General features: G+C 41.0%; 28 protein-coding genes and 1 riboswitch. Of the genes, 7 read left to right on the top strand and 21 right to left on the bottom strand.

All coding sequences use genetic code 11. From position 1 onward, the window contains the following. Positions 1 to 114 precede the first annotated feature (114 nt). From C7384_RS06660 to C7384_RS06650, 3 genes are all read right to left on the bottom strand, one after another. Positions 115 to 654 (bottom strand): hypothetical protein, encoded by a 540-nt coding sequence (locus tag C7384_RS06660; protein WP_089939293.1) that lies wholly within the window; start codon positions 652 to 654, stop codon positions 115 to 117. 34 nt (positions 655 to 688) lie between these two features. Then, a complete protein-coding gene (locus C7384_RS06655) occupies positions 689 to 1,204 on the bottom strand; it encodes a hypothetical protein (protein WP_089939292.1) in 516 nt (171 codons plus the stop codon). A 146-nt stretch (positions 1,205 to 1,350) separates the two neighbouring features. Then, on the bottom strand, positions 1,351 to 2,643 hold the full coding sequence (locus tag C7384_RS06650; protein WP_089939290.1) for a NupC/NupG family nucleoside CNT transporter: 1,293 nt from the start codon (positions 2,641 to 2,643) through the stop codon (positions 1,351 to 1,353). 240 nt (positions 2,644 to 2,883) lie between these two features. Between C7384_RS06650 and C7384_RS06645 the strand changes: the two genes are divergently transcribed. Then, positions 2,884 to 4,326 carry a hypothetical protein gene (locus tag C7384_RS06645; protein WP_089939288.1) on the top strand — a complete coding sequence of 481 codons (1,443 nt, stop codon included), beginning with the start codon at positions 2,884 to 2,886 and terminating at the stop codon, positions 4,324 to 4,326. Between the two features lie 36 nt (positions 4,327 to 4,362). Here the strand turns inward: C7384_RS06645 and C7384_RS06640 are convergent, their stop codons facing one another. The 4 genes from C7384_RS06640 to C7384_RS06625 all read right to left on the bottom strand — a co-directional run bounded on the left by C7384_RS06640 (position 4,363) and on the right by C7384_RS06625 (position 8,300). Further along, the gene (locus C7384_RS06640) at positions 4,363 to 5,256 is read right to left on the bottom strand and encodes a DMT family transporter (RefSeq protein WP_276329407.1); all 894 of its coding nucleotides are present in this window, start codon (positions 5,254 to 5,256) and stop codon (positions 4,363 to 4,365) included. Between the two features lie 132 nt (positions 5,257 to 5,388). Next, positions 5,389 to 6,423: an ABC transporter permease gene (locus tag C7384_RS06635; RefSeq protein WP_089939285.1), complete on the bottom strand. Its 1,035-nt coding sequence runs from the start codon at positions 6,421 to 6,423 to the stop codon at positions 5,389 to 5,391. Between the two features lie 95 nt (positions 6,424 to 6,518). Further along, positions 6,519 to 7,097, bottom strand: a complete 579-nt coding sequence (locus C7384_RS06630; protein WP_089939283.1) for a TetR/AcrR family transcriptional regulator — start codon at positions 7,095 to 7,097, stop codon at positions 6,519 to 6,521. Between the two features lie 27 nt (positions 7,098 to 7,124). Continuing rightward, positions 7,125 to 8,300 (bottom strand): ATP-binding protein, encoded by a 1,176-nt coding sequence (locus C7384_RS06625; RefSeq protein ID WP_089939281.1) that lies wholly within the window; start codon positions 8,298 to 8,300, stop codon positions 7,125 to 7,127. Between the two features lie 84 nt (positions 8,301 to 8,384). On the opposite strand from C7384_RS06625, the gene C7384_RS06620 reads away from it, so the two are divergent. Then, on the top strand, positions 8,385 to 9,155 hold the full coding sequence (locus C7384_RS06620; RefSeq protein ID WP_089939279.1) for a MerR family transcriptional regulator: 771 nt from the start codon (positions 8,385 to 8,387) through the stop codon (positions 9,153 to 9,155). A gap of 110 nt (positions 9,156 to 9,265) precedes the next feature. On the opposite strand, the gene C7384_RS08150 is transcribed toward C7384_RS06620, so the two are convergent. Then, complete coding sequence (locus C7384_RS08150) at positions 9,266 to 9,400, bottom strand: putative metal homeostasis protein (RefSeq protein ID WP_165806793.1); 135 nt, start codon at positions 9,398 to 9,400, stop codon at positions 9,266 to 9,268. Between the two features lie 90 nt (positions 9,401 to 9,490). On the opposite strand from C7384_RS08150, the gene C7384_RS06615 reads away from it, so the two are divergent. Beyond that, entirely contained in the window at positions 9,491 to 9,949 is a 459-nt protein-coding gene (locus C7384_RS06615) for a Fur family transcriptional regulator (RefSeq protein WP_089939277.1), read from the top strand. Positions 9,950 to 9,987: 38 nt separating this feature from the next. Here C7384_RS06615 and C7384_RS06610 read toward each other — a convergent pair whose 3' ends face one another. Further along, the gene (locus C7384_RS06610) at positions 9,988 to 10,998 is read right to left on the bottom strand and encodes an NAD(P)-dependent oxidoreductase (RefSeq protein ID WP_089939275.1); all 1,011 of its coding nucleotides are present in this window, start codon (positions 10,996 to 10,998) and stop codon (positions 9,988 to 9,990) included. 226 nt (positions 10,999 to 11,224) lie between these two features. On the opposite strand from C7384_RS06610, the gene C7384_RS06605 reads away from it, so the two are divergent. Next, positions 11,225 to 11,416 carry a hypothetical protein gene (locus C7384_RS06605; protein ID WP_089939273.1) on the top strand — a complete coding sequence of 64 codons (192 nt, stop codon included), beginning with the start codon at positions 11,225 to 11,227 and terminating at the stop codon, positions 11,414 to 11,416. A 55-nt stretch (positions 11,417 to 11,471) separates the two neighbouring features. Here the strand turns inward: C7384_RS06605 and C7384_RS06600 are convergent, their stop codons facing one another. The 10 genes from C7384_RS06600 to lysA all read right to left on the bottom strand — a co-directional run bounded on the left by C7384_RS06600 (position 11,472) and on the right by lysA (position 20,964). Continuing rightward, entirely contained in the window at positions 11,472 to 11,915 is a 444-nt protein-coding gene (locus C7384_RS06600; RefSeq protein ID WP_089939272.1) for a DUF3021 domain-containing protein, read from the bottom strand. Further along, positions 11,912 to 12,352: a LytTR family DNA-binding domain-containing protein gene (locus tag C7384_RS06595; protein ID WP_089939270.1), complete on the bottom strand. Its 441-nt coding sequence runs from the start codon at positions 12,350 to 12,352 to the stop codon at positions 11,912 to 11,914. Before C7384_RS06595 ends, C7384_RS06600 begins: the two co-directional genes overlap by 4 nt. Positions 12,353 to 12,462: 110 nt before the next feature. Continuing rightward, positions 12,463 to 13,653, bottom strand: a complete 1,191-nt coding sequence (locus C7384_RS06590) for an ammonium transporter (RefSeq protein WP_089939268.1) — start codon at positions 13,651 to 13,653, stop codon at positions 12,463 to 12,465. Between the two features lie 122 nt (positions 13,654 to 13,775). Beyond that, positions 13,776 to 14,840 (bottom strand): aspartate-semialdehyde dehydrogenase, encoded by a 1,065-nt coding sequence (locus C7384_RS06585; RefSeq protein ID WP_243400725.1) that lies wholly within the window; start codon positions 14,838 to 14,840, stop codon positions 13,776 to 13,778. Then, positions 14,841 to 16,043, bottom strand: a complete 1,203-nt coding sequence (locus C7384_RS06580) for an aminotransferase class I/II-fold pyridoxal phosphate-dependent enzyme (RefSeq protein WP_089939265.1) — start codon at positions 16,041 to 16,043, stop codon at positions 14,841 to 14,843. Positions 16,044 to 16,055: 12 nt separating this feature from the next. After that, on the bottom strand, positions 16,056 to 16,826 hold the full coding sequence (gene dapB / locus C7384_RS06575; RefSeq protein ID WP_089939263.1) for a 4-hydroxy-tetrahydrodipicolinate reductase: 771 nt from the start codon (positions 16,824 to 16,826) through the stop codon (positions 16,056 to 16,058). Then, positions 16,826 to 17,734: a 4-hydroxy-tetrahydrodipicolinate synthase gene (gene dapA, locus C7384_RS06570; RefSeq protein WP_089939262.1), complete on the bottom strand. Its 909-nt coding sequence runs from the start codon at positions 17,732 to 17,734 to the stop codon at positions 16,826 to 16,828. Before dapA ends, dapB begins: the two co-directional genes overlap by 1 nt. A 13-nt stretch (positions 17,735 to 17,747) precedes the next feature. Further along, on the bottom strand, positions 17,748 to 18,896 hold the full coding sequence (locus C7384_RS06565; protein ID WP_089939260.1) for an N-acetyldiaminopimelate deacetylase: 1,149 nt from the start codon (positions 18,894 to 18,896) through the stop codon (positions 17,748 to 17,750). 7 nt (positions 18,897 to 18,903) lie between these two features. Beyond that, positions 18,904 to 19,608: a 2,3,4,5-tetrahydropyridine-2,6-dicarboxylate N-acetyltransferase gene (gene dapD, locus C7384_RS06560; RefSeq protein WP_089939257.1), complete on the bottom strand. Its 705-nt coding sequence runs from the start codon at positions 19,606 to 19,608 to the stop codon at positions 18,904 to 18,906. Positions 19,609 to 19,641: 33 nt separating this feature from the next. After that, positions 19,642 to 20,964, bottom strand: coding sequence for a diaminopimelate decarboxylase (gene lysA / locus C7384_RS06555; protein ID WP_089939255.1), 1,323 nt, complete (start codon positions 20,962 to 20,964; stop codon positions 19,642 to 19,644). 112 nt (positions 20,965 to 21,076) lie between these two features. Continuing rightward, a riboswitch (Lysine riboswitch) is annotated at positions 21,077 to 21,259 on the bottom strand. Between the two features lie 184 nt (positions 21,260 to 21,443). On the opposite strand from lysA, the gene C7384_RS06550 reads away from it, so the two are divergent. Continuing rightward, positions 21,444 to 22,814, top strand: a complete 1,371-nt coding sequence (locus C7384_RS06550) for an aspartate kinase (protein ID WP_089939254.1) — start codon at positions 21,444 to 21,446, stop codon at positions 22,812 to 22,814. Between the two features lie 2 nt (positions 22,815 to 22,816). Next, on the top strand, positions 22,817 to 23,803 hold the full coding sequence (gene dapF, locus C7384_RS06545; RefSeq protein ID WP_089939252.1) for a diaminopimelate epimerase: 987 nt from the start codon (positions 22,817 to 22,819) through the stop codon (positions 23,801 to 23,803). 62 nt (positions 23,804 to 23,865) lie between these two features. Here the strand turns inward: dapF and C7384_RS06540 are convergent, their stop codons facing one another. Then, the gene (locus C7384_RS06540) at positions 23,866 to 24,420 is read right to left on the bottom strand and encodes an NADPH-dependent FMN reductase (protein ID WP_089939250.1); all 555 of its coding nucleotides are present in this window, start codon (positions 24,418 to 24,420) and stop codon (positions 23,866 to 23,868) included. Between the two features lie 115 nt (positions 24,421 to 24,535). On the opposite strand from C7384_RS06540, the gene C7384_RS06535 reads away from it, so the two are divergent. Then, positions 24,536 to 25,036 (top strand): GNAT family N-acetyltransferase, encoded by a 501-nt coding sequence (locus C7384_RS06535; protein WP_089939248.1) that lies wholly within the window; start codon positions 24,536 to 24,538, stop codon positions 25,034 to 25,036. 36 nt (positions 25,037 to 25,072) lie between these two features. On the opposite strand, the gene C7384_RS06530 is transcribed toward C7384_RS06535, so the two are convergent. Next, entirely contained in the window at positions 25,073 to 26,257 is a 1,185-nt protein-coding gene (locus tag C7384_RS06530) for a homoserine dehydrogenase (protein ID WP_089939246.1), read from the bottom strand. Positions 26,258 to 26,607: the final 350 nt, after the last annotated feature.

Raw genomic sequence — 26,607 nt, 5'->3', positions numbered from 1 at the left:
CGCAGTATCAAAAACAAAAAGTCGCCTAATTACCGTAGTAATTAAGCGACAAGATTTATGACATTACTTCTCTCCAATTTGGAGGGCGCACTTCAGGCTTGCTTTTTTTATGACTTAATCAGCTGCTTTGGGACTACTTTCAGAACTTGAGGATGCTTCACTAGAAGCTTGCGATGAAGCAGTTGATTCACTGCTAGCTGCACTAGAACTTTGGCTAGCTGATGGGGTGCTTGGTTGACTAGCTGGTTCAGTTTTTGATCCTTGACTACTAGAACCATGATTGTTATTTGTAGCCGGCGTATTATTAGTAGTTCCACCATTGCTGCCCGTCTGCCCGTTGGACGAATTATTAGATGAACCAGTCTCTCGACCATGCACAACCGAATGATTTTCACTGGCTTCAGCAGCTTTTTCACTTGCCAAGCTACTACTGCTAGAAGAGGACTTACTACTTTTATGAGCAGACTTGGATGATTTACTAGATGAGTCACTACTGTCACTTTTATTAGAAGTGCCCGAACTTTGACCAATCATATAAAATCCTAAAATAATGAATAAAACAACAAAAGCGATCCAAAACCAGGCCCGCTGATAAAAATGCTTTTTAGGCAGTTGTTCCTCCATAATTTTTCGACGCTTACTTCTTGAAAGCATTCACTTAAACTCCTTCATTACGCTCACTTTAATTTTAATGATTAATCCGATTAATCATGGCTCGAATTTCGTCTCGGAAATAAAAACCAAAAATTAAGACGACTACTGGCCAAGGACTATATTGAACAATTACTAATAGTAATTCTCCAAGGTAGGCAAAAAAGGCCGTAATCCACTTACCAAAAAATATTTGTAATAAAATTAGTCCCAAAATAATAATTGGTAATATCAACCATTTGGCCCACTGTGAATTGGGCACTTTGGTCTCTTGATAAACTCGCTGGGCACTATTTTTAGCCTGTTGCGAAGCCGAGGTGATTTTTTCCTGTCCCACTTTAGTCCAGTGCTGAGCCTCAGCCTTAGCCTGTTCCCAAGTAGATTGGATGGTTTGGCTAGTGGAAGAGTCACTACTGCCGTAATTACGCTGCACTCTAGACTCAATCTGTTCCCCAGTTGATTCAGTTACATTCGTAGCCGAACTTTGAAAAGATTGTGAATCAGAGACAACTTGGCTCTGGCTTTCCAGTGATTCATTTTCATTATTAGACATATAATCTCCTTCCCCATCAAAACCATTCGCATTTAAGGAACTCTGTCCATTATTTTAGCAAGAATCACCTAACCATGCTAGCTATCCAGTATAAATCCTAAATAAAAAGGCTATCCAACCGAATGGATAGCCTTTTGTAACTTATCTTACCAAACAAAGAGTCCAACTGTTGCTGCTGATACTAGTGAAACTAGGACACCAGATAACAACAAGTAAGGCACGTTTTTAGCAATTAAATCATTCTTTTCACGGTCGACCAAGCCCTTGAAACAACCGATAATCATACCAATAGTGGAAAGGTTGGCAAAGGACGTCAAGAAAACGGTCAAAACGGCACGATAGTGCGGCGCAAATGAAGAAATCTTAGTGGTAACTTCTCCCATTACAACAAATTCATTAGTTACCAACTTAGTACCCATGTACTGAGCTAATGGGAAGACATCCTTAGGTTCAACACCCATTAACCAAGCAAATGGGTAAAGAATAATTCCCAAGATGTGTTCCAGAGTTAACCATGGGTTAAACATCATCAAAATCTTATCAACTAAGGCAGCTAGGGCCACAAAGGCAATAACGTTAGCCGCAATAATCAAGATCAACTTACCAGCATTCAAAATTGAATCACCTAAGAAGGAGAAGAAAGGTTCCCGCTTAGTTTGCTGTTGAACATCTTGCGTTTTATCATTTTCAGCAATCTCTTGGGCCAAAGCTTCTGATCCAGAAGCAACATCTTGACCTTCAACTGGCAAAGCTTCTCCACCGATAGTAGCAATCACATCTTCTTCTGGTGTAACGTCGACAGGATTTAAGATATTAGTAATAATCAAAGCATTAATAACGTTGATTGGCACCGCTGTCAAAATAAATTGTCCAGGCATCATGCTGGTATAAACACCAATCAATGAAGCAGTCACACAACTCATCGACATCATTGCTAGGGTTAAGTTACGCTCAGCCTTCATGCGCTTCAACTGTAATGAAGAAACCGCCAAGGCTTCAGTGTTACCAAGAAACATCATTTCAACAGAGAAAAATGATTCAAACTTAGGCTGACCACTTAACTTAGCCAAAACGATACCAATCCACTTGATGATGAAAGGCAAGATACCAAAGTAAGTCAAAATATCAAACAATGGCACAATCAACAAGATTGGTAGCAAAGCACTGGTGAAGAAGTTCATCTGCTTAACACTGACCCAATCGGCGACCGCAAAGCCAATTCCCTTATAGGCCACGGCAACTAATTCAGTAAAGCCATTGGCAGCAGCTTCAACCATAGCACGACCAATTGGGAAGCTGGTCAAGAACCAAGCCAAGACTAGGTTAAACAGCGCCATAATAATCACTGATTTCCATTTAATATTGCGGCGATCTTTTGAAAAAAGTACTGCAATCGCCAAAAAGATGATCAACCCCACGATGTTGATGATGAGATACATAACATTCCGCCCTTCTTTTCCGATAATATTCGCTAAAACACTAACATTGTACCACAGGAAAACCGATTTTAACCGTTATTTGCCATTATAAAAGCCCCTTATCTTTTTAATCTAAATCTTTGACTTTACTAATAATTTAACCTATTATTATCATAATTTTTAAAAGAAGTACGAACATAGGTTTAAAATTTTATGATGAACGCCTTAAAAATCATTCGATATACTGTGGGAGGATAAGTCATGGTTCAGCCACTACTACATAAAACAGGTACTAACGACCCACTTTTCCAAGGACTCTTTGGGTTAGAAATTGAAGAACATCGGGTACAGATTAGTCGAAGCAGTCTTTCTCAGCTGGCTCACTCGGCTAAGTTTGGTGACCGCTCCTTTCATCCCTACTTTCAGACTGATTTTTCTGAAAGCCAAGAAGAATTAGTAACAGCGCCACATAAAACCAGCCAGGCGGCCTTGCAACAATTGCATGAATTACAAACAATTTTAACCAGTCATCTCACCGACGACGAAATCATCTGGCCTCTATCAATGCCGCCACATTTGGCAGCCGATGATCTACATTTTTTAGCCAATCACTTCGAGCGCACTTGGTATCAAGCCTATCGAGACTTTTTAATTAAGCGTTATGGTTATTATCAGCACATCATGACTGGAGTGCATATTAACTTTTCAATTAGCGGTACTTTAGTTGATCAATATCAAAGGACCAACCAGATTGCTGATTCGGGACAGGCGAAAAATCAATTATATTTTAAAATTGCGCAACATATTGTGGCCTACCGTTGGTTTTTAACCTATTTATTTGGTGCCAGCCCGGTCAGTGAAAATCCTGATGATACAATTCCATCTCAAAAACGGTCTTTACAACCCGTTCGCTCTTGGCGGGCTAGTCAGTATGGTTTTAAGAATCAACCTAATATCCAAATTGGCTATGCTAGCTTGACAGAACACTTACAACAATTAGCGCATGTTTTAAACACTAATTTACTTTATGATCGCAGTGAATTTTATGGTCCGGTTCGTTTTAAAAACGCTGGTACTATCGCTGGTTTAAAGCAAAACGGTCCCGATTATCTTGAATTTCGGATGTTTGATATTGATCCTTTTAGTCTTGACGGTATTTCGCAAGAAGCGCTTAGCTTACTTCATCTCTTGATTATTGACGTACTAAATCAAGGTCAAACATGGACAGCTAGCGAGTTAATAGCTGCTGATGAGTTCAACAATGAGGTGGCACTAGCCCATCCCCAACAGGCCTTAAATGATGAACTTCAACAGCAGGCTAGGGTCCTATTAATTCGTTTACAAGCGATTACGCAACAGGCACCGGCTTCATTAAAAAAAGAATTTGAACAAGCCATCAAATATGCAAAGTCAGCCCTAGCAACACCGGCCAAGACTGTGGCCGGTCAATTGGTTAACTACATTGAGGATGATTCCCTGTCGACCTTCGCCCTAGAAGAGGGGCAAAATTGGCGTAGCCAGCATCAGATAGCCTTAAATCAGTTCCAGTCAGTGAATGAAAATCTAGTATCAACTTATATTCAAGCGCTAACCTTAGGTTTTAAGACTGAAGTCCAAACCCCTGATCAACTCAAATTGAGTTATCGAGGTAAAAGCTGGTTAATTAACGAACCGTTAGACTTAAAAACACTACTCCAACAATAAAGCTGCCCCGCATAAACGAGGCAGCTTTTTATTCTTCTATTCTTTTTTTCCCAGATAACGACGAGGAACGCTCATCAAAACAATGGTGGAAAGAATTAAAATAATACCGATAACCTGGACAAAGGCTAATTTAGTATTTAAGAAAATAACTGACAAAACAGTCGCCACCAAAGGCTCAATCGTCCCTAACAAACTGGCATAATTAGCCTTTAAATGACATAAGCTCATGACATAAAAGGCATAAGGAAGTAAGGTACCACCAATAATGATGATTAAAATAAAAATCCAGTCTAGCTGTACCAACCGTTGGGGACTATGCCATATTGGCTGAAAAAAGTTAGCAACCACACCACCAATAAATAGTCCCCAAGCAGCAACTAAGAGTGGTGAATAATTTTTTAATAAAGGCCGTGGTAAAAGCGTATAACCTGCTAAACCAAAAGCTGATAGAATCCCCCAAAAAAGAGCTTGATTACCAATCGCTAGGGTCGAAAATTGGCCGTTTGTTGCCAGCAAAACAACGCCTAACAGGGCTAGGATAATCACAATCACATCAATTCGTGAGGGCAGAGTCCGACTAATCATACTCAAAATAATGATAATGATAGTCGGTCCTAATGACTGTAAAACAGTGGCCGTAGCAGCATCCCCATAATAAACCGACAAGAAAAAACTGGATTGGGCCAGTAAAACGCCCAAAATACCAAATAGCAGAGCCGAAACGACGGCGCGAATATTGGTAAACATTTCAAAAATCTGCCAACCATTTTTCATAAATAAAATTATGAGTAAAATGAAGCCTGACCAAAACATTCGCGTGCCAACTAACCACTCCGGATTAATGGTCGTTGATTGAAACAAAAAGCTAGCTAAGACACCGCTCACACCAAATAGCGTGGCACTTAACACCCCATAGATAAATCCCTTAATACAAATAACAACCGCCCTCTTTTCCTCATTAATATCTCATACAATTTTAATGTAAACTTTTACCGAGATTAATCATAACAAAAAGAGTGCTCCTATGAAAAGGAAACACTCTCTTTTTATGAAAATAATGCTTTAAATTTCTGATTTATTCCCCAATTTGAAGAGCAACATACCAACCAGAACATAAGAAACTAAGACTAATAATGGTAAGGCCGTCGCATGTCCATCAAAGAAAGCTAGGTTACGAAGTAGGGTTCCGGTAGCCCCTGGTGGTAAGAGCTGGCCAAAGGCGCCCCAACCACTTGGCAACATTTCTGGTGCCGAAGTCAAACCAGACAGTGGATTACCTAGCAGGATTAGCGTAATGGCCGCAATGGCTAGCCCCCAATTCCCTATCACTTCTAGTAAACCTAGAACAAAGAAACCAGTTGCTGCAATACCCAACATGGCGCCCAATGATGTTAGCCAATAATTTCCATCAAAGGTACCAATTCCAAATTGAATAACTGCTATCAAGCCAAGTCCACCAATCATGGCAAAACATAGAATTGCCGCAAATTTCTGCCACTTACCTTTAACAGCCTTAGCAATGGCAACCGAACCAATCCAACCACCCAGTGCGATTGGCAGGGCCCCGGCTGCTAAACCAACTCCCTTAGAGTCAGTCTTAGGAAGAGCTTTCAATTCTACAACTTTAACTTGCTTGGCTTGCAGGGTGGTCATACGAGCATTAATTGTTTTTAACATAACCGGATCACCGGCCTGTTGGGCAGCCAGCGCTAATTGTTTGGTCCCAGCTACTTTTTGCTGGTCGACAATGCCAGTTCCGATTTGGTTCAAAGCCTGAGCCACAGCACTGGAAGCCGCCGTTGCTTGGTAGACCGTCACATCACCAGTATTTGAAAGCTCAATAGCACCATAAATCTTACGCTGATCAACTTGGTCTTTCACCGTGTTAATACTCTGATATTGTTCAACTTTAAAGCCCTTATTCTTAAGCGGTGTAGCTAATTTTTGATAGGTAGCATCATCGGGCGCAATTAAGCCGATCGGTACTTGGTGAATACCAGAATTAACAGCTGGCATAGAAAAGGCCGTCATCATGATACTTAGGATAGCGGTCAAAGCGACTGTTAGACCTAAAATGAATTTCCAACTTGATTTCATCTTTGTTCTCCGTTTTCTTTATTACTAGAACTAATTCTAATAATTCCCCAAAACGGTACAACCACCAATATCCTACAGATGTTGGATAAATATAGCTAACCCCTATTAATAATGGACTTAATGAAGTTAGGCCCAATTTGTTTGACAATTTCGGCAAATTCTTCGGGACTTTCTTGAAAGTCTCGTTGCGCCCAGGTTAGCATTAAATTAACTACCAAACTGGCCATACTAGCAGCCAAGTAAGGTTGTGGAATATCAATATCAGTCACAATATCACTAGAAAATAATTCGGTTTTAGCCCGTTGAATTAAGCGTTGATTAAAGGTCGGGTCTCCCTTACTGCTCATTAATAAGTGCAACATGGTCCGATTATTGTAGACATTTTGACTCATTTGAACGATTCGTTCTTCCACTCGTTGATTGCTCATCAGATTATCTAAATTTAAAGCCGGTAAAGAAACTAAAATATCATCCAGCAGTTCAGTCTGAATTTCAGCCATCAAATCCTCCTTATCTAGAAAATGGACATAGAAGGTTGAACGATTAATATGGGCAGCGGCAATAATTTGACTGACCGTCGTTTTGACATAGCCTTTAGATTTAACTAGGTCAATGAAGCTGGTTTTAATCAGTTCGTGATTTTTCCGATAACGGAGGTCTTTTACATTGGTCATTTATAATTAAATATCCACCTTTCGCCCTTATCGATTGAATTGTTGGATGTTAATAATTTGAGATTGGTTATTCTGTCGGAATAAAACCGCCTGGCCCACCTTTAATTGATCAAAATTGGCTGAACTTGGTAAATGTTCGACCTCCTCTTTAGTCTGCAAATTATGAACAAGCCAGGTATGAAACTGACCACGCAACTGGGCCGGTATATCCAAACTCGATTGAGTGCTCATTAATAAATTCAGACCAAATTTTCGACCTTCCCGTAGGAGGTGAAAAATACCACTCTGTGCTAAAGGTTGATTAACTGGTAGATAGCGATGGGCCTCATCAATCACAATCGCCACTGGACGGCGGCAGGTACTATTAATTCGTTGATATAAAATTTGATCCATCAATAAAGAAATAACGTTTTGCTGAATATGGGGATAACTTTGTAAATTTGACAAGTTAAGCACCAGGGAGCGTTTTTGATTGAGAGAATTTTCAAATTTACTTAAAATAAAAGATAAATCATACTGGATTACCTGACCATTCGGTTGGCATAGATGAAAGATTCGACTAGACACAGGATGGCCCAGTAACTCCTGTAAGGCCAAAATTTGAGGCCAGTATTGTCGAATAGCCTGATGGTCAAGTTCTTGCCCTAGATAACTATAATCAGCTTGATTATTGGCAAAAGGCACCACAAATTCTTGGATTAATTGTTCCGCCAATAAGTGTACGGGATAATCATGGCCAAATAGGGCTAATTGTCTTTGCCAAGCCTGATATTGACTGATTTTAAGATTAAGTTTGTTCAAGATTTTAGCTTGATTAGGATAATTCATATTTTGAATACGTAATGACACAATCGCTGATTGTAATTTTTCAACCAAGAAATCCGGCCAATCTAAGTCCCATAACACCAATAATTGTCTGGCATCCTGATTTGTCACATCCACAAAGGCGTTTTGACCGATGGTATAAGTAATGCAATTTGGTAAATCTTGACCGTACTCACCAGTTGGATCAAAAATAATGTTGGTTAAATCATGCCCCTGCAATTGACTAATAACCTGCTTTAAAGAGGTTGATTTTCCACTACCGGTTTGGCCAACAACTAAGAGATGTTGAGCCATTAAATCAGTGTAAGAGGCGCTGATTGGCTGGCCATCGGCTGATTTTCCTAAATAAATTTTTGCGTTATTAGATGGTAGGTTCATTATTTTAGCTACTTTTCCAGAAATTTAAAAGTTTGACATTGACCTTAGGTCATACTTTATATTAAAGCATGTTGGAGGCGTGTTATGAATCAAAATAATAATTATTCCATTTCTCAATTAGCTCAATTGACTGGTGTTACTACTCGGACACTACGATACTACGACAAAATCAATTTGTTAAAGCCAGAGAAAATTGATCAAAACGGCTATCGCCGCTACGCCAAGCCCCAACTTGATACCCTCCAACAAATTTTATACTTCAAAAGCTTAGATTTTAATCTGCAAAAAATTAAAAGTATCTTACACGATCCCACTTATAACGTGGTACAAGCCTTAGAGATTCAACGCAAGCTTTTCAAACAAGTTATTGAAGAAAAACGACAATTACTAAAAAGTATTGATCAATCGCTTAAATACTATAGAGGAGAAATAACGATGACCGACCAGGAACAATTTGAAACCTTAAAAAATAATCACATACGACAAAATGATAAACGCTATGGTGAACAGGCACGAACGTTATACGGTAACCAAGAATATGAGGCAGTTCAAAAGAAAATGGCATCACTTAATACAACTGACTATCAATCTTTACAACAATTAGAAAATAATATTATTCACAATCTTAACCTGATGAATGAAAAAGGACTAACACTAGACCATCCCCTCGCTCAAGACATCTTCCAAGCCCATCAAAAGTGGCTAAAGCTGATGAATCCTAACTATACCAGTCAGTATCATTTAGCTATGGCGGATTTGTACGAAGCTGATGAGAGTTTTCAAGCCTACTATGATAGTCGTACCAAAGATCCTTCAGCTAATTTACTAATTGCTATTATTAGAAAATATTCATAAGAAAGAGGCGTCCTAAATATTTCATTAAGGACGCCTCTTTTGAATTTAGAAGTACGATAAAATAAGAAAATTTTCTTATCATTAACAAAGCGTATAATTAACGCATAATCTTATAGACTATTTAATTCTTTATTCTTTTTCTTGCGCTTAATTTCTTTAATTATCTTCAGCGCCCGATCTCTAGTTTTAGAATTGGGACTTTTTAGCCGACGGTAAGCACTACTCAAATCTTGTTTTTCAGTCATAATTTTCTCCTTAATGATAATCATTACTATTTAATAATATCTTAAAAGGCTTTTTTGTCAACATAAATTTAAAAGGTTTAAAATATCACTATGCAAATAGAAAATTTAAATACAAATGAAAAGTATCAAAAAGGTGTCAATATTCTAAAAAATAGTCCTTTACGAGTTACTCAGCAACGGCTGACCCTCTTAGCCTATTTGACAGATTTTTCAGAAGAATATATCACCGTAACCAATGTTAATCGCTATATGCACACGGTATACCCAACGGCTAGCTCTAACACTACTTATAACAACATCAACGAGTTCGTAAAGTTGGGTATTTTGGAAGAACGTAATGACGATGGACAATTGAGCGTTAAATACCAATGCGATTTTAATCAGATTCATCATGGTCACTTTTTTTGTACACGGTGCCATCGAGTCATCAAAATCAATGGTGACAAAGAATTAAATAAGGTATTGGGTATGGATAACTTTCAGTTCCAAACAGTAAATCTTGAAATTTTCGGTCTTTGTGATCAATGTGTCCAGAAAAATGCAAAGTAAAAGCGTTCCTATTAATAATAGGAACGCTTTTATAGATTTCAGACTTTACTTAAGTTTGGTTTAACTAAAAAATTATCATCAAAGTCACCCGCTAAGGCGTGTGCAAAATTTGAAAATGAAGTAGTAATCATATCATTAAGGGCTTCGCTGGTAAATGAGCCCAAATGAGGCGTAACAACGACCCGTGGATATAGTGCTTGCATCCGACCAACTGTCCCATCGACCGAACCGATTTTCTTACCAAAATAAGCTGCTTCGTTTTTAATCACATCAGTGGCAAAGGCTTTGATGTGATGGTTTTCAACGGCATCTAAAATTGCCTCTTCATCCGTAATTTCAGCCCGAGACGTATTGACCAAAACAGCATTAGCTTTCATTTGAGCCAGTTCTGCTTGAGCGAAGATATTGTCGTTTTTACCCTGGGTATAGGGAATGTGCAAGGACACCACATCAGCTTGAGCCAGCAAATCTGCTTGCGGTACATAGGAAACAATCCCAGCCAATTCAGCCTTAGGATGAAAATCGCAAGCTAACACTCGAGCACCCACTGCCTGCCACAGTCGCGCTTCAGCCTGACCAATCTTACCCGTACCAATAATGCCTATGGTCATATTCTGAAATTCGGTGGTTAGACTAGCGCCATTGATTCGAAAATCCCCTTGAGCACTGTTTGCAATGGCTGTTGGTAGCAGGCGCGATTGCATGATTCCTAAACTAAAGGCTAAGTCGGCCACGGCATAAGGCGAATATGATGGTACATAGGCGATAAGCTGTCCATTCTGTTTCGCCTGGTTTAGATCAATGTGATTATAGCCAACTGTCCGCGTGAAAATATAATGAATACCATAGGATTTCATCTGATTTAAGTTGTGGGCATCGGCTAAATTATTTGCCCGTAATAACACGCCATCATAGCCAGCCGTCAAGGCGACATTTTCATGAGTTAGATTGTCAGAGATTAATTTTAATTCGAAACTTTTAGGTTTTAATTGCTGAAAAAGCTCAATTTCACTGTCTCGAACACCAAAAATGATTATTTTAAACGACATTAAATACGGACCACTTTCTAATTGGATTCCTAACCAATATGCCTTTTATTGAATGTTTATATCATCTTCATTCTAAGGCTTTTGAGGTGGAGGAAGTGTTAGAAAATGTTAATGAAAAATTAAGATAATACATTATCCAGGTATATAATTAGAGAAAGGAAGATATAAGTAAACATAAACACAGCACTTCATTAGGTCATCATTTCCAATTCGAAAAGAGCAAATTATGTCAGATAGATTAAAGTACTCATTGATTCTTGGGGCAGTGGCTGGTATTTCGGAGTTTTTGCTTTTTATTTTTGTATTACAAAAACTAGATAAGTTAACGGCCATAATTGTAAACATGATAGCTTTAACTGCAATCGCTCTACTAACCAACTCTGTCATTAACAAAATATCAAATAACAGAAAAAAGTAAAATGAAAAAGAGCCTATTGGAATAATATTCCAACAGGCTCTTTAAATTTAATAATTTATTTAGACAATTCCTGATTCAACTCCCTCACATTCCGTCGGGCAATATACATTGAAATCGACCAAATAATGATATAAACCACCACAAAGATTAATGAATATTGCAATAAATACCAAAAATTCAATGGGAACCAGCCAGCCAAAATAGCTAAGATAGTATAACCCGTATAGGTGGTTATAAAGTGCAAAACCGTTTGCTTAGTAATGCTCCAACTTTCTACTTCAAAAATCATTTGAGCGGTACTAAAGACAATCCCCATCAACGCCCAAATAACCGCTGATATCGTCACCGCCGTTAAATTATCAGAAATATGCGCCACAAATTTAGGACTAGATGGCTGAAAAACATCACTCTGATAAAGCCAGGAAAACAGCAAGGCGGACATAAAACCGATAAACACCCCGGTAATAACGCCAAAGCGAATCATTCGTACATACTTCATAATTTAAAACTCCTTTTAATAGCCTGCATATAACGCCTAGAGGCATAAGTCATCTGGCCATCGGTAAAAATCACCTGATACATCCCCGTTTTCGACAAATCAAACTGCTTTAAATAAGCGCGATTAATAATTTCACTATTGGATATCTGTAAAAAACGATGTTCTGGTAAAATTGCGCGCAATTGGTACAAGCGTTCCTTTAAGCGATAACGTTCTGTTGCAGTTTCGCAATAGACCAGCTTATTTTCGGTGTAAATTCGTTTAATTTTTTGAACAGGTAAATAATGATAAGAGCCATCCTGTTCAATCCGTATTTTTTGACGATCAACCAGGTCTTTTAAATCCTCAAACAGCTCTTGGGTAGCCTGTCCATCCTCGCTGGCCCGATAGGTAATTATCGTTTTCTGCCCAGCGTCAATTTCTAAATGTACCTCCATCTCATTACTCCTTTCCGTTTATCTATTTATACCGACTTTCCCTTTTTCATGCTAGCAAAAAAAGCTAACCGGTTATCTATGCCTGATAACTGGTTAACTTTGCCAATTAATTATTTTTGTAGATGCAAACGCAGGTCCAAACCAATGGTTTCGTCATCTTCACTAACCCGTAAAGGTCCGACCAATAGTCGCGTAATCCCAGCTAGCAATACCGTACCAACCACGACTAACAAAAGGGTAATGACAATGGCAATCAATTGTTGCCCTAGAAGCTCCCAGTGACCATTCACTAGACCACCTGCATTGCCCAAACTTTTATCAGCAAATACACCGGTTAAAATGGCCCCCAAGGTTCCGCCGATACCATGTATACCAAAAGCATCTAAGGTATCGTCATAGCCAAAATGACGCTTAATTAAGGTAATGCTATAGATACCAACCACACCAGCAATGGCCCCCATCACAATCGCTGCCCAGGGATGAACAAAACCAGCCGCAGGGGTGATAACTACCAAGCCCGACAGACCAGCCGTCACTAGGTCAGCTAGTAATAAATGGCCACGCAATCGGTAAGACATCCAAGCTCCGGGCAACAAGGCTGCCGCTGAGGCCAACCAAGTATTCATCAAAGCTAGAATTGCCTGATCGTTGGCAGCCAAAGCGGAGCCAGCGTTAAAGCCAAACCAGCCAAACCACAACAGAAAACCACCAACAAAAATATAAGGCGAATAGATTTTCTCATAACTCTGATCCCGACGTGGACCTATCAAGTAAGCCAATACCAAGCCGGTCACCCCACTGGAAATATGAACCACCGTTCCGCCAGCAAAATCAATCGCTCCTAATTTAGCTAGGAAACCATTATCCCAAACCATGTGGGCTAGTGGTGAATAAACGACTAGCAGCCAGAGACTGATAAAAACAATCAAAGAGCGCAAACGGATCCGACCAATCACCGAACCAATGATGATAATGACGGTAATGATGGGAAACATCCCCTGAAAGATAGCAAACAAGCCGTCTGGAATCGTCAAACCTCGCGTCGAATGACTAAAGGAAATTTGATTTAAACCCCAGAATTTCAAATTACCAAGCCAGTCATTACCGCCACCGAAAGCTAGGGTATAACCTAGTAAAAACCAAATAATTGAAGCAACCCCCATCAAAATCAAGGATGTACCAATTGTATGTAAGCGATTCTTAGGGCCACCTAAACCGGCATAAAATAGGGCCAATCCCGGCGACATTATCCAGACCAATAGGGCCGAAATCAAGACCCAAGTAATGCTACCACTATCCATGTTATCCCACCTCATTTATTTAATAAAAAAAGCATACCAATAGTAAAATGGTCTGCTTAATTTTATGATAGGTTTCTTAACATTTTATAATAAATATGTCAGATTAACTAACACTATAGTTGTTATTCAGGTACTCGAACTAGGTCATCAGCGACTAAGCGCTCAGCGATTTCCACCGTGTTCCAAGCGGCTCCCTTGAGTAAGTTATCCGAAACAACCCACAAATGGAAGGCCCCTGAATTTTCACGGTCAGGACGAATCCGACCCACAAAAGTTTCGCGTTTTCCTTCAGCTGTCAAAGGTTGAGGGTAAACTTGGTGATCAGGATCATCTTGCAAAACAACCCCTTCACCGGCTGCAATCGCCGCCTTAATGTCATCGGTAGTAGCTTTATCATCAGCGACTTCAAAGTAAACTGATTCCCCGTGGGAAATTGGGACTGGTACTCGAACACAGGTAGCTGTAACCTTCAAACCTTCGGCATCCATGTCGTTGAGCATGATCTTTTTGGTTTCATGAATCATTTTCCACTCTTCGTGGGTATAACCATCATCTTCAAAAACATCAATTTGAGGGAGCAAATTAAAGGCCAAAGGATAATGCTCTTTATCACTACCAGTTGGTAGGATAGTTGACTGCATTTCTTTGCCGTTCAAATAATCTTGCGCCTGCTGGAAGAATTCATTCAAAGCCGATTGTCCAGCACCAGAAGCGGCTTGATAGGTTGACACCACGATTTGCTTCAAACCAAACTTATCCAGAACGGGCTTTAATGCTACAACCATTTGAATTGTCGAGCAGTTAGGATTGGCAATAATTCCATGATGATTTTTCAACTGATCAGCGTTAACTTCTGGTACCACCAAAGGAACGGTGGGATCCATTCGAAAGGCACTCGTGTTATCAACACAGACAGCACCTCGCTTTACGGCTTCTGGTAACAAACGCTTAGAAACCCCACCCCCGGCTGAAGCCAAAACCAAATCAACCCCGTCAAAAGCTTCCGGAGTCGCTTCTTCAATCGTGATTGGTTCTCCTTTAAAATCAATTGTTTTACCAGCCGAACGGCTAGAAGCCAACAACTTTAGTGATTTTACCGGCACCGTGGAATGGGCTAATTGATCAATCAAACGTGTTCCCACGGCTCCAGTTGCCCCTAAAATAGCCACATTATATGATTTCATGATTCATTCCTTTCCTGGTACTAACTTACCTTGTGCCAATGCTTGTTTAATTTGTCCAACGGCTTTATGTAATGCGTCCAAAGATGAGGCATAGGACAAGCGTACATATCCTTGTCCTCCCTTACCAAAGGCTGATCCCGGAATCACCCCAACTTTAGCCTGATAAGCCAATTGTAGGGCAAAATCGGTATCATCTTGATTAAAGATAGCTGGGATTTTGATAAAGAGGTAAAAGGCCCCTTCTGGCATAACGACTTCAAAGTCCAAGTCAGCCAAGGCCTGTGCCAAATAATCTCGCCGTTCCCGATAAGTCTCCCGCATCGCCAAGAAATCACGGCTACCATGGGCAAAAGCCTCAGTGGCAGCGGCTTGATCAATGCTGGATGGACAGGTAACCATGAAGGCATGCACCTTGGTCAATTGGGTAATGAACGCCCGTGGTCCAGCCACAAAACCGATTCGCCAGCCAGTCATGGCATAAGATTTGGATACGCCCGAGATATAGATTGTTTGCTCAGGTAATAGCTGGGCAATGGAATGATGCTCAGTCTGGTATACTAAGTCGCTATAAATCTCATCCGAAAGGACAAAGATAGCATGCTTTTGAATAACGGCAGCTAACGCTTGTACTTCTTGGTCAGTTAAGGCAACGCCAGTCGGGTTATTAGGATAACAAAGTAGCACCGCTTTAACGGCCTCACCATGCTCTTCTAAGGCTGCTTCTAGCGCTTCAGCAGTTAGCTTAAAACCGGTCAAGGAAGTGTCGATTTCGACCACTTGACCGCCTAACATCGTCACAATTGGTTCATAAAGGCCAAAGACCGGTGTGGGAATAATAATTTTATCACCGGGATTAATAAGGGTTTCAAAGATGGCATAGATGGCTTCAGTAGCCCCAACCGTTGCAATAATTTCACCCTGAGCATCATAATTTAACTGATGGAACTCTTTTAAATAGGATTGAATTGCCTGACGTAAGGCTAAGGTTCCCGGTTGCGCCGTATAGTGGGATTGGTTAGTCTCAATCGCCTTAATGGCCGCAGCTTTAATGTGCTCGGGCGTATCCAAATCAGGTTCGCCCAAGGTTAATTTGATTAAGCCATCAATACTAGATACCTTTTGGTCAAAACTACGAATACTAGAAGGTTGAACCAAATCAAGACGCTGATTATAGGTGTGTTTTAATTTATCTGATAAACCTGGCATCCGGTACTCCTTTTACAAAATTTTTTCTAAGCCGATGGTTAATTGATCTAATTGATCAACTTTATTAATGGCAAGTTTTACCCCTTGCATAAAGGAAGCCCGATCAAAACTATCCTGACGAATGGTTAGTCCTTCACCAGGTCCACCAAAGAGGACTTCTTCATGGGCAATATAGCCGGGTAAACGAACTGCATGCACTCGAATCCCATTATAATCACCACCTCGAACGCCTGCTAAGGTTTCTTTGGAGTGGCCCTGTTCATGCTCTGGACGTACCTCATCAATCATCTTAGCCGTCATTAAAGCGGTCCCCGAAGGGGCATCCTTTTTATCCTCATGGTGCATTTCAATAATTTCAACATCGGGAAAATACTGGGCCGCTTTTTGAGCAAATTGCATCAATAACACGGCGGAAAGACCAAAATTAGGGGCAATTAGACCACCCAAGCCTTGTTTTTGGCTCAGCTCAATCAATTCCTGTTCTTGCTCATCCGATAAACCAGTCGTTCCCACTACTGGATGCAAACCATGTTCAATGGCAAAGCGGGTATTTTGATAAACCGCACTAGGAGTCGTAAAATCCAACCAAATGTCAGCAGCCAGCTTGACTTGATCTAGTTGATTAAAGACGGCGACCTCCTCAGCCAAACCATAACTAGTGGCACTTTGGTTGGCACTGGGAGAATAAACACCAACTAAATCAAATTCCGGGGTATCAGCAATCATCTTGAGTGCTTTTTGCCCCATGGAACCTTTAAATCCAGCTAAAATTATTTTCGCCATTAATTTAACTCCTTTAAAGTATGTTGCAAGGCATCCGGTGCCAAGCCTAACTTGGTAGCCAAAATCGTCTTTTCTTCATCATCCAAAGGTAAAATCGGCAACCGTGGCGCACCAACCTGGTAGCCTTGGGCAGTCAAAATCGCCTTAACTGGCGCTGGTGAAGAGTACATAAACAAGGCTGCCATCTTGGGGGTTAATTCACTTTGCAAGCGACCGGCCTGTTGGTAATCACCTTGATACAAGACATCATACATCTGCCGCATTTTAGGTCCATAGACATGAGAAGCCACCGAGATAATTCCCTTGGCCCCAATGATTTTGGCAAATAAGGCTTGCTCATCTTCCCCACTGTAAACTAAAAATTCCGTTGGCGCATTTTGCACTAAGTATTCCAAATCCGGCATATTGGTACATTGTTTTACACCAATGATATTAGGATTTTGGGCTAAGGTCAAAATGGTTTCATTAGCCATTGTAACCCCGGTCCGGCCGGGAATATTATACATAATTACCGGCATCCCACCTTGATCGGCCACTGTCGAAAAGTGAGCAATCATCCGCCGTTGGTCAGGCTTATTGTAGTAAGGTACGACGACTAACGCTGCGTTAATGCCTTGAATTTCACTAACTTCTTGGGTCAGGGTAACCGTTTCGGCGGTATTGTTACTGCCAGTTCCCGCCACAATTGGTACCCGTCCGGCCACAAGCTTAGCAAAACGACTATATAATTCTAATTTTTCATTGTGAGATAAAGTTGGCGTTTCGCCAGTAGTACCACCAATAATAAAACCACGGTGTCCTTCTTGCAAGTACCGTTCCGTCAATTGTGCCAAAGTGTCATAGTCAATTTGATCATTTTGGTCAAAAGGCGTGATAATCGCGGTCATTAAATCAGCATCTTCAAACATGGCAGGTCTCCTCTTATTTCTCTTGCATCCGATATTCTAAGAAATCAACAATTGCTTTAGCACCAGGTTCAATGGCGTCTTCATTTGGATTTAATTTAGCCGAATGAAGGGGGTGTTCATCCCCAACGCCCAGCCAAAACATCGTTCCTGGAATTTTAGAAAGCAAGTAACCAAAATCTTCCCCCGTCATCGCTGGTTCAGTGATGGTAAATTGGCTGGCATGATGTTTTTCCATGTAGTTAATGAAGTTTTCAGTGAGTTTCGGATCATTTTCAACCGGCAAATAACCACCCTGAATGAAGTTCAAGTTAACTTCACAGTTATAACTGCGAGCAATTCCGGCCGCGACATCGCGAATTCGATCATCAATTTGTTCGATAGTCGTTTGCTTTAGGCCGCGAATGGTGCCTTCAAGATGGGCCCGTCCAGCAATCACATTACGAATCGTACCAGCTTCAAACATGCCAAAAGTCACCACGCCACTGTGGATAGGATCCAAACTACGGGAAATGATGGTTTGAATCTGATTAATAAATTGAGAAGCCGCCACAATCATATCATTGGCATTTTGTGGAAAGGCGGCATGGCCACCTTTACCCACAAAATCAACATCGACTTCAGTTGTCCCGGCAAATAAAGTGCCCAAACGACAACCAATCTGACCAGCCGGCAAATCCGGTGTATCATGCAAACCGTAAAATTCATCTGGTCGCCATTGCCCTTCAAACACACCATCTTCGTATGCTAACAAACCGCCGTTTTCACTTTCCTCAGCCGGTTGGAAGAAAAAGACCATATTATCTTGGGGTTGATTTTGAGCGAAATAACTCAAAACCGCCAAAGCCACCGTCATATGAATATCATGACCACAGGCATGCATCACCCCTGGGTGTTTTGACTCAAAAGACAATCCGGTTTCTTCTTGAACTGGGAGGGCATCAATATCAGTCCGATAGCCAATCGTGCGCTTAGGGTTAGCCCCATCAATATGAACTAAAAGTGCCGTCGGTAGCTCTTTAACTTCACGAAGCGTTAAATGTTCTTGGTTAAAACCTTGAATAACTTCCTTTATATAGGCCTGCGTTTGGACCTCATTTAAAGCTAGTTCGGGAATCTGGTGTAAATGACGTCGAATTTGAATTAAATCAGCAGTTTTTAGCATGCAGTTATCACAACTTTCTTAAATCATCCTCAAGACCGGTCTTTGACTGTGTCTTACCATCGACATCCTTCACCTTACGGGCTGGACTTCCAGCTACCACAGTATAAGGGGCCACATCTTCGGTAACGATGGCACCGGCAGCGACAACGGCTCCCTTACCAACATGTACTCCTTCAATAACTACGGCATTGGCACCAACTAAGACATCATCATCAATCCGGACTGGTTCGGCTGAAGCTGGTTCAATCACCCCCGCCAAAACAGCACCGGCACCAATGTGAGCATGTTGCCCCACAATGGCCCGACCACCCATAACCACACCCATGTCGATCATCGAGTTAGCTCCGATTTCACAACCAATGTTAATAATGGCACCCATCATAATCACCGCGTTATCACCAATCACAACTTGATCACGAATGACTGCGCCGGGTTCGATGCGGGCATTAATGCCTTTTAAGTCTAGCAAAGGCACGGCTGAATTACGGGCATCATTTTCAATTTGAAAATCAACGATAGCCTTATTTTCCAGCAATGGTGCTACCTCAGCCCAATCGCCAAAGACGGTCGCAAAATCATCTCCACCAAACACCTTAACATTTTCAGGAAAATCAACTTGCTTCAAGTCGCCTTTAAGATAAACCTTAACCGGTGTCTTTTTCTTTGCCGAACCGATATAGTTAATAATTTCTTGCGCGTTCAATTCAACCATGGATAAGTTCCTCTATTCTTTCATTTACACTCATTAAGATAATTGTTGGCCGTTCAAACCAAAGTCTAACCGTTCCAAATCAGATGGAGTTTCTCGCCGCGTAACCAAAGTTGCTTGGCCATTTTCAACGAAAACAATGGCTGGTTTAGGATTCAAATTATAATTAGAAGCCATCGAATAACCATAAGCACCTGTATCAAACATAACTAGAATGTCACCCGGCTGGGTTTCAGGTAAGGCTTGTTCTTGAATCAAGATGTCACCCGATTCACAATATTTACCGGCAATGTGCACCGTTTCAACGGCTGGTGCAGCTGGACGATTAGCCACCGCTGCTTCGTATTGGGCATCATAAAGGGCGGGTCGAATGTTATCCCCCATACCACCATCAACGGCTAGATAGGGACGAATTCCTTTGACATCCTTACGAGAACCAATCGTGTACAAACTGTAACCCGCTGGTCCGGCAATCGAACGACCCGGTTCAATCCAGACTGCTGGTGTTTTCAAACCAGCCGCTTGGCTTTCTTGCTTGATAGTTTTGATGATGATATCAACAAATTGCTCAGGCTTTAGTGGTCGATCAGCTTGGGTATAGCGAATACCAAAGCCACCACCCACGTTGATTACCTCAGCCTCATAGTCAAAGCGCTTCTTCCAATCAGCTGCCAAATCAACTAATTTCTTACCGGCTCCTTCAAAACCAGCTAGTTCAAAAATTTGAGAACCAATATGGGCGTGAACCCCTAGCATATGCATCCGTGGTTCCTGCAAAACGCGTTGCAAGGCCTGGTCAGCTTGGCCGGATTCCAAATCAAACCCGAATTTACTATCAATTTGACCGGTTTGAATGTACTCGTGCGTATGGGCTGAAATCCCAGGAGTAATTCGGAGCAAAACCTTGATTTCAGCCTGTGACTTTTCCAAAATATCGCTTAGCAAATCAATTTCATGGAAGTTATCTAAGGCAATTACACCCAAACCTTGGTCAACGGCCAACTGCAATTCTTCACGTGATTTATTATTTCCATGAAAGGTCATTTTGCTAGCTGGAAAGCCAGCATGCAGAGCCATGCTGATTTCACCTGCTGAGACAACATCAACATGGCAGTCCATCTCATGAACTAACTGGTACATGGCTGTGTTGGCAAAGGCTTTACTGGCATAGCAGACAGCATAGTCAACATCATTATTTTTAAAGACTTCCTGAAAATGCTGAATCTGGCTTTTAATTTGGCTAACATCATATACCCCCAAAGGGGTGCCATACTCATGAGCCAAATCAACGGCATCACAGCCACCAATCGTCAAATGGCCGGCTGCATTAATCTGGGATGGGCTAATCTGTTCGTTCATTATTTATCCAACCTAACTTTAATTTTCCAAATAAAAAAAGGATCCTTTTGTACAAAGGGCACACCCCTCATACAAAAGAATCCAATCATGACGTATCGTTATTATCGGTTTCCATTGTCGAAAGCGCCCCACAAGCATTGACTTGTGACAGTTCGCAGCCTCTTAAGCTACGCCCCAGCCTATCGACTACTGTGATAGTTGATAAACTTCGGCAACCTTGCTGTTCAATTAACGTCACCGTCCTCACAGGGACTCGGTCAATCTAGTAGTCTTAGTTGCAACCTCTTCGATCACTAAAATCTTAGAATATTTTAATGGATTCGTCAAGTCCTAAATCAAAATATCACTTTTTTAATTTTTATTCATATAGTCGCCCCAAATTAGACCCGTTTATTAAGAAATCTTGTTTGCATCTAAGCAAAATACTGTTAAAATTCAAATTAATCAATCTGTAAACAAATAATTGGAAGGTATTGGGCATGAAAAAAGTTGTCAAATTTGGCGGAACTTCACTAGCTGACGGCCGTCAATATCAAAAAGTTGTTGATATTATTAAGAGCAATTCTGAGCGCAAAGTTGTGGTAGTTTCCGCTCCAGGAAAGCGTTTTGATGATGATATCAAGGTTACTGATTTACTAATCCAATACGCCCAAGAAAGTCAGCAAGACGGCTCTCAGACAGCTCAGACAGAAATTATTACCCGCTATCAAGCTATTAGTGATTATTTCCAACTCGATGCGGCAATCTTTGCCCCCATTCTAGATACCATCCTAGCCCTTCCTGACCAAGAATTCATTGACCCAGATTACCGCCTAGCCTATTTTAAAGCCCATGGTGAAAAATTAAACGCCATGCTCATGGCTATGGTTCTACAAAAGTTAGGGCTGCCTGCCCGCTTTATTGATCCGTCTCAAGCCGGCCTGATTGTCAGCGATAATGCCAATAGTGCCACAGTCCTACCTGAAACTTATACCAATTTAGCGCAACTAAAGTATGATGAAGAAGAGGTGTTAGTTTTCCCTGGCTTCTTCGGTATTACCCCCAATGAACAAATTGCAACTTTTGCCCGAGGTGGTTCGGACATTACCGGATCAATTGTGGCGCGCGGTCTAGGTATCTCTGTGTATGAAAACTTTACCGATGTTTCCTCGATTTACGTGGCTAACCCTAAGATTATTGACCACCCAGCCCCGATTGCTGAAATGACCTATCGAGAAATGCGGGAATTATCATACGCTGGTTTCTCCGTTTTCAACGATGAAGCGATTATTCCAGCCATTGAGGGAGAAGTTACAATTAACGTCAAAAACACCAATGACCCCCAGGCACCCGGGACCATGATTGTTCCTGAAGATGGTTTCCAACCCCAGTATCCGATTACCGGGGTCACTAGTTCCAATCATTTTTCCGCTTTGTATTTGCACCGATATCTCTTAAACCAAGAAGTTGGTTTAACTTTAAAATTATTGCAAATTTTTTATAAATACGGCATTTCATATGAGCACATGCCATCTGGAATTGATGATTTAACCATTATTTTTGATAATCGGCAATTTAATCAAACTACTATTGAGCAGTTATGCCAGGAAGTCCAAGAGGTCTTACACCCAGATACTTTGAAGTGGATTGACGACTATTCTATTATTATGGTGGTCGGCGAAGGGATGCTTCGTCAAAGCAAAGCTGCCAGCGAAGCTATTAGTGTTTTGTCCCAAAAAGGGATTCCAGTCAACATGATCAATCAAGGTGCTTCCCAAATTTCAACTATGATTGGTACCAGCCGAGCTGATGCTGATCAAGCCGTCATTGATATTTATCATCATTTTTTTAAAAACAGAAAAGAGGCCTAATAATGGCAGAATTAACTCGCGTTCACGGTTCTGAAAATCAATTTTTCATCTTAGATCAAACTAGTTTAAATCAAGCTTTATCCGAAGAAGAACTCACCCAATTAGCCTTAAACTACTGTCAAAAAGACGCTAACTGGCCTGGTGCTGATGGCATCTTAGTCGTTGAATCCGCTACTCATCCAGGCCCCATTGGTCGCATGGTGGTCGTCAATGCCGATGGCAGTCGAGCTTCTATGTGTGGTAATGGTTTACGCTGTGTTGGACGTTACCTGGCTGAAAAATACAACCAAACCGAATTCACGGTTGAAACCCCAGCCGCTGATTTACGAGTTAGTCGCAAAGATGATTTAGCCCCCGAAGTTCAAGCTTTTTCAGTTGAAATTTCACCAGTTAGTTATGAACGAACGGCCCTGCCCTTTGATAAGTTAGGCAAGGATGAAATCATTAATGAATATTTACCTGAACTTAGTAACCGACTCCTTTTTACAGCATTGGCCGTCCCAAATCCACATTTGGTCAGCTTTGTAAAGGATGAAGAAGATCTCAACCAAACTCTCGGTGATTTAGGTCAAAAATTAAATCAAACCAATCCTTATTTCCCAGATGGCGTCAACGTCAATTTTGCTAAAATTCTCGGTCCTAATCGTCTTTTTGTCCGAACCTATGAACGCGGTGTGGGCTTTACTAATGCCTGTGGCACTGGGATGTCAGCGACGTCATTAGCCTTTGCGCAAAACTATCCTGATTTAGTCGACACTCAACAACCAATCGAAGTCTTTAACCCCGGTGGAATGGTCAAAACAATTGTTCATCCCAATGAACCACAACAGTGGATTGAGCTAGTTGGGAACGCAACTTTCACGGCTAAAATCAGCCTTGATGAAGCTCTGTTGCATTCTGGTCAGCTACAACCAGATCAACTAACTATTACGCCAACAACTGAAGAAGATGCCTATCTCAATTTTGTTAATAGTTTAAATCGAGACTAAAAAAGGACGTGCTAATTGCACGTCCTTTTATTAGACATTCACAACCAAGCAGCCTAGAAGCATCACTTAGTCTTTAATTCCTGTTCAAAATTTTGTCGTAGCAAATCAAGGTTAAAAGCTTGACTGGCTAAAGCCGCCTCAATATCAATGAATTGACCAGCTTCATTGACCATATCATCAGTCATAATCAAGCCGACTTGTGTCGCTAGTTGTTTCATCTTCAAACCGGCCAAGACCCAACGCATAGCCTGCATCCCCTGAAAACCACCATGGGATCCATACGAAATCAAACTAACTGGCTTATTGTGCCATTCAGCATATAGGCTATCTAGGGCATTCTTTAAAACAGCTGGATAACCCCAATTATATTGAGGATAGAGCATGATAAAACCATCGTAGCTGGCGACTAACTCAGACCATTTTTGAGTACTTTCTAACTGATAATTTCCTTTGGCTGGGATTTCTGGTTCATCCAACCAAGGCAGGTTAATATCTGCCAAATCAATCATATCAACGGTAAAGGCCTCGGATTGTAACTGATTTAGTGCCCACTGCCCAATTGATAGGGCGACTCTTTGCGAACGGTTAGATCCGATAATAAGCGCAATTTTTTTCATAATAATTCTTCTTTCTGATAATTATTAAAACGATAACACCGTTATCTAAAAAATACAATTTCAGATTCTAACCAACTTATGCTAAGATACCTCTAACTTTATTTTGGAGGCGCCTATGCTTAGCTTTCGTCCAGCCCTAAGAACTGATTTTGAACGAATCACTACGATTTATAACCAAGCCATCCAGCACGGTAATATCACAGCAGACCTAGTACCAGAAACACCGCAGCAGCGCATGGTGGCCCTTGAGGAACACCTAGATAATTTCCATTATCCCCTGCTAGTCCTAGTTGATGATCATGAAGTAATCGGCTATGGTTATCTATCAACTTATAATATTCGTCCTGGTTATCAACAGACTGCCGAAGTCTCCTACTATCTAGATATGGCCTATCGTGGTCAGGGATTAGGAACTAAAATACTAAGAAGGTTATTGGCAATTGCCCAAGATCAAGGCTTTGATAACTTAGTAGCCACGACTTTTTCCGTCAACACGGCCAGTAATCATCTTCTGCTAAAGCATGGCTTTACTTTGTGGGGCGAATTACCTAATATTGCTCGTAATCAGCACGGCGATTTATTGAGTCAGCAACTCTACGGACTTTATTTAAAATAAAAGGTAGCTAGTTAATTAAACTAGCTACCTTTTGCTTTATAAAATTGCTTGCGCACGGCGGTTTAAGCAGGCAAAGAAAATATGTTCATCTTGCTGAATTAACTCGGCTATTTTTCGATGCAAGTCTTCAGCGTTAATATCAGCTACTAACCAATAAGGGCCGTTTTGTTGTAGGTCATAGTCGGCAAAGGACTGGCGCAAATCCAACGTCGTTCGAATCACATAATTTCGAATACTACGCCGATTATCCAAAACTAATTTTTGGTCAAAATCTTGGTACAAGTGGTTGGCCCCCTGTTGCAAATCTAAAAGATCTTGCATTAAGGCATGCGCTGTCGGCAACTTACCAGCTCCTTGTCCGTTAAAACTTAATTTACCAATGGTTGTTCCCCGCAGGCCAACATAGTTATAGTTATCATGGACACCGGCTTCAATTTCACCAGGGAGATAGAGGGTCGGTTCAATAATAAAACTATAGGTATCTTCTTTGCGAAGACTACGGCCTAGTAATTTCACTACCCAGTTATGCTCTTTAAAAAAGGCAATGTCAGCAGCTGTAATATTCCGAATACCAAACTTCAAGAGCTGATCACCAGGCTCAATCACGGTATTATAGGCAATATCAGCACTAATACATAGTTTATTTTCAATATCAAAACCATCAATATCAGCACTTGGATCTGCTTCAGCATAGCCCAAATCTTGGGCTTCTTTTAAGACGTCCTCAAAGGAAGCGCCGGTTTTAGTCATCTGATCTAGGATAAAGTTACTGGTACCATTGAAAATTCCGTGAATCGAGTCGACTTCATCAATTCGCAAGGCCCGTTCTAGGTTAATAATCCACGGAATCCCACCACCAACACTAGATTCAAAGTAGAACTTAACCCGATGCTTCTCGGCCATTTGGTTAAATAATACTAAATAACGCGCAACAACGGCTTTGTTGGCTGTTACCACATGTTTTCCATGTTCTAAGGCAGCTAGAATCATGGTACGGGCTGGTTCAAGCCCACCTAACACCTCAACAATAACATCAACCGTTGGATCTTCTAATATTTCTTGATAATTTGCTGTGTAATATGGCCGTTCATGGGCCTTCTCCGGCCGTACCCAGACATAGGCAATGTCAATTTGAGCAGTGCCTTTCCCTGCAGGAGCATCGTTAATAATTTCGCTAACACCTTGTCCGACCGTTCCATGTCCTAAAATCGCAATTTTCAATCGCTGGTCCCCCTCATTTTCAAGTTCTTAAAATGACTTAATCTCAGCCATCTTATCATTATTTACACAGGAACGTCTAGCCAGTTTTTAAAATAATTATTCTAGACAGCTCTACTAAAAGAATGATGTTTTCAATTAATTTAATCTAACTTGTGCAAAGATTCTCTTTACAAACATTTCAATTCGTGTTTTAATCAACACAACTATCAAAGGGGGGATATTCATTATGTTAAATAACCAAAGCTACTCAAATAACGCCTGCTGTATGTCAACTATGGCATACATGTCGATGCCCATGTGCATGCATATATAAAGGCGATATTTGTTGTTCTTAGGATACGGATATTGCG

The sequence above is a fragment of the Convivina intestini genome (assembly GCF_003096575.1).
GTDB lineage: Bacteria > Bacillota > Bacilli > Lactobacillales > Lactobacillaceae > Convivina > Convivina intestini.
This window is presented reverse-complemented; position numbering and strand designations above follow the sequence as displayed.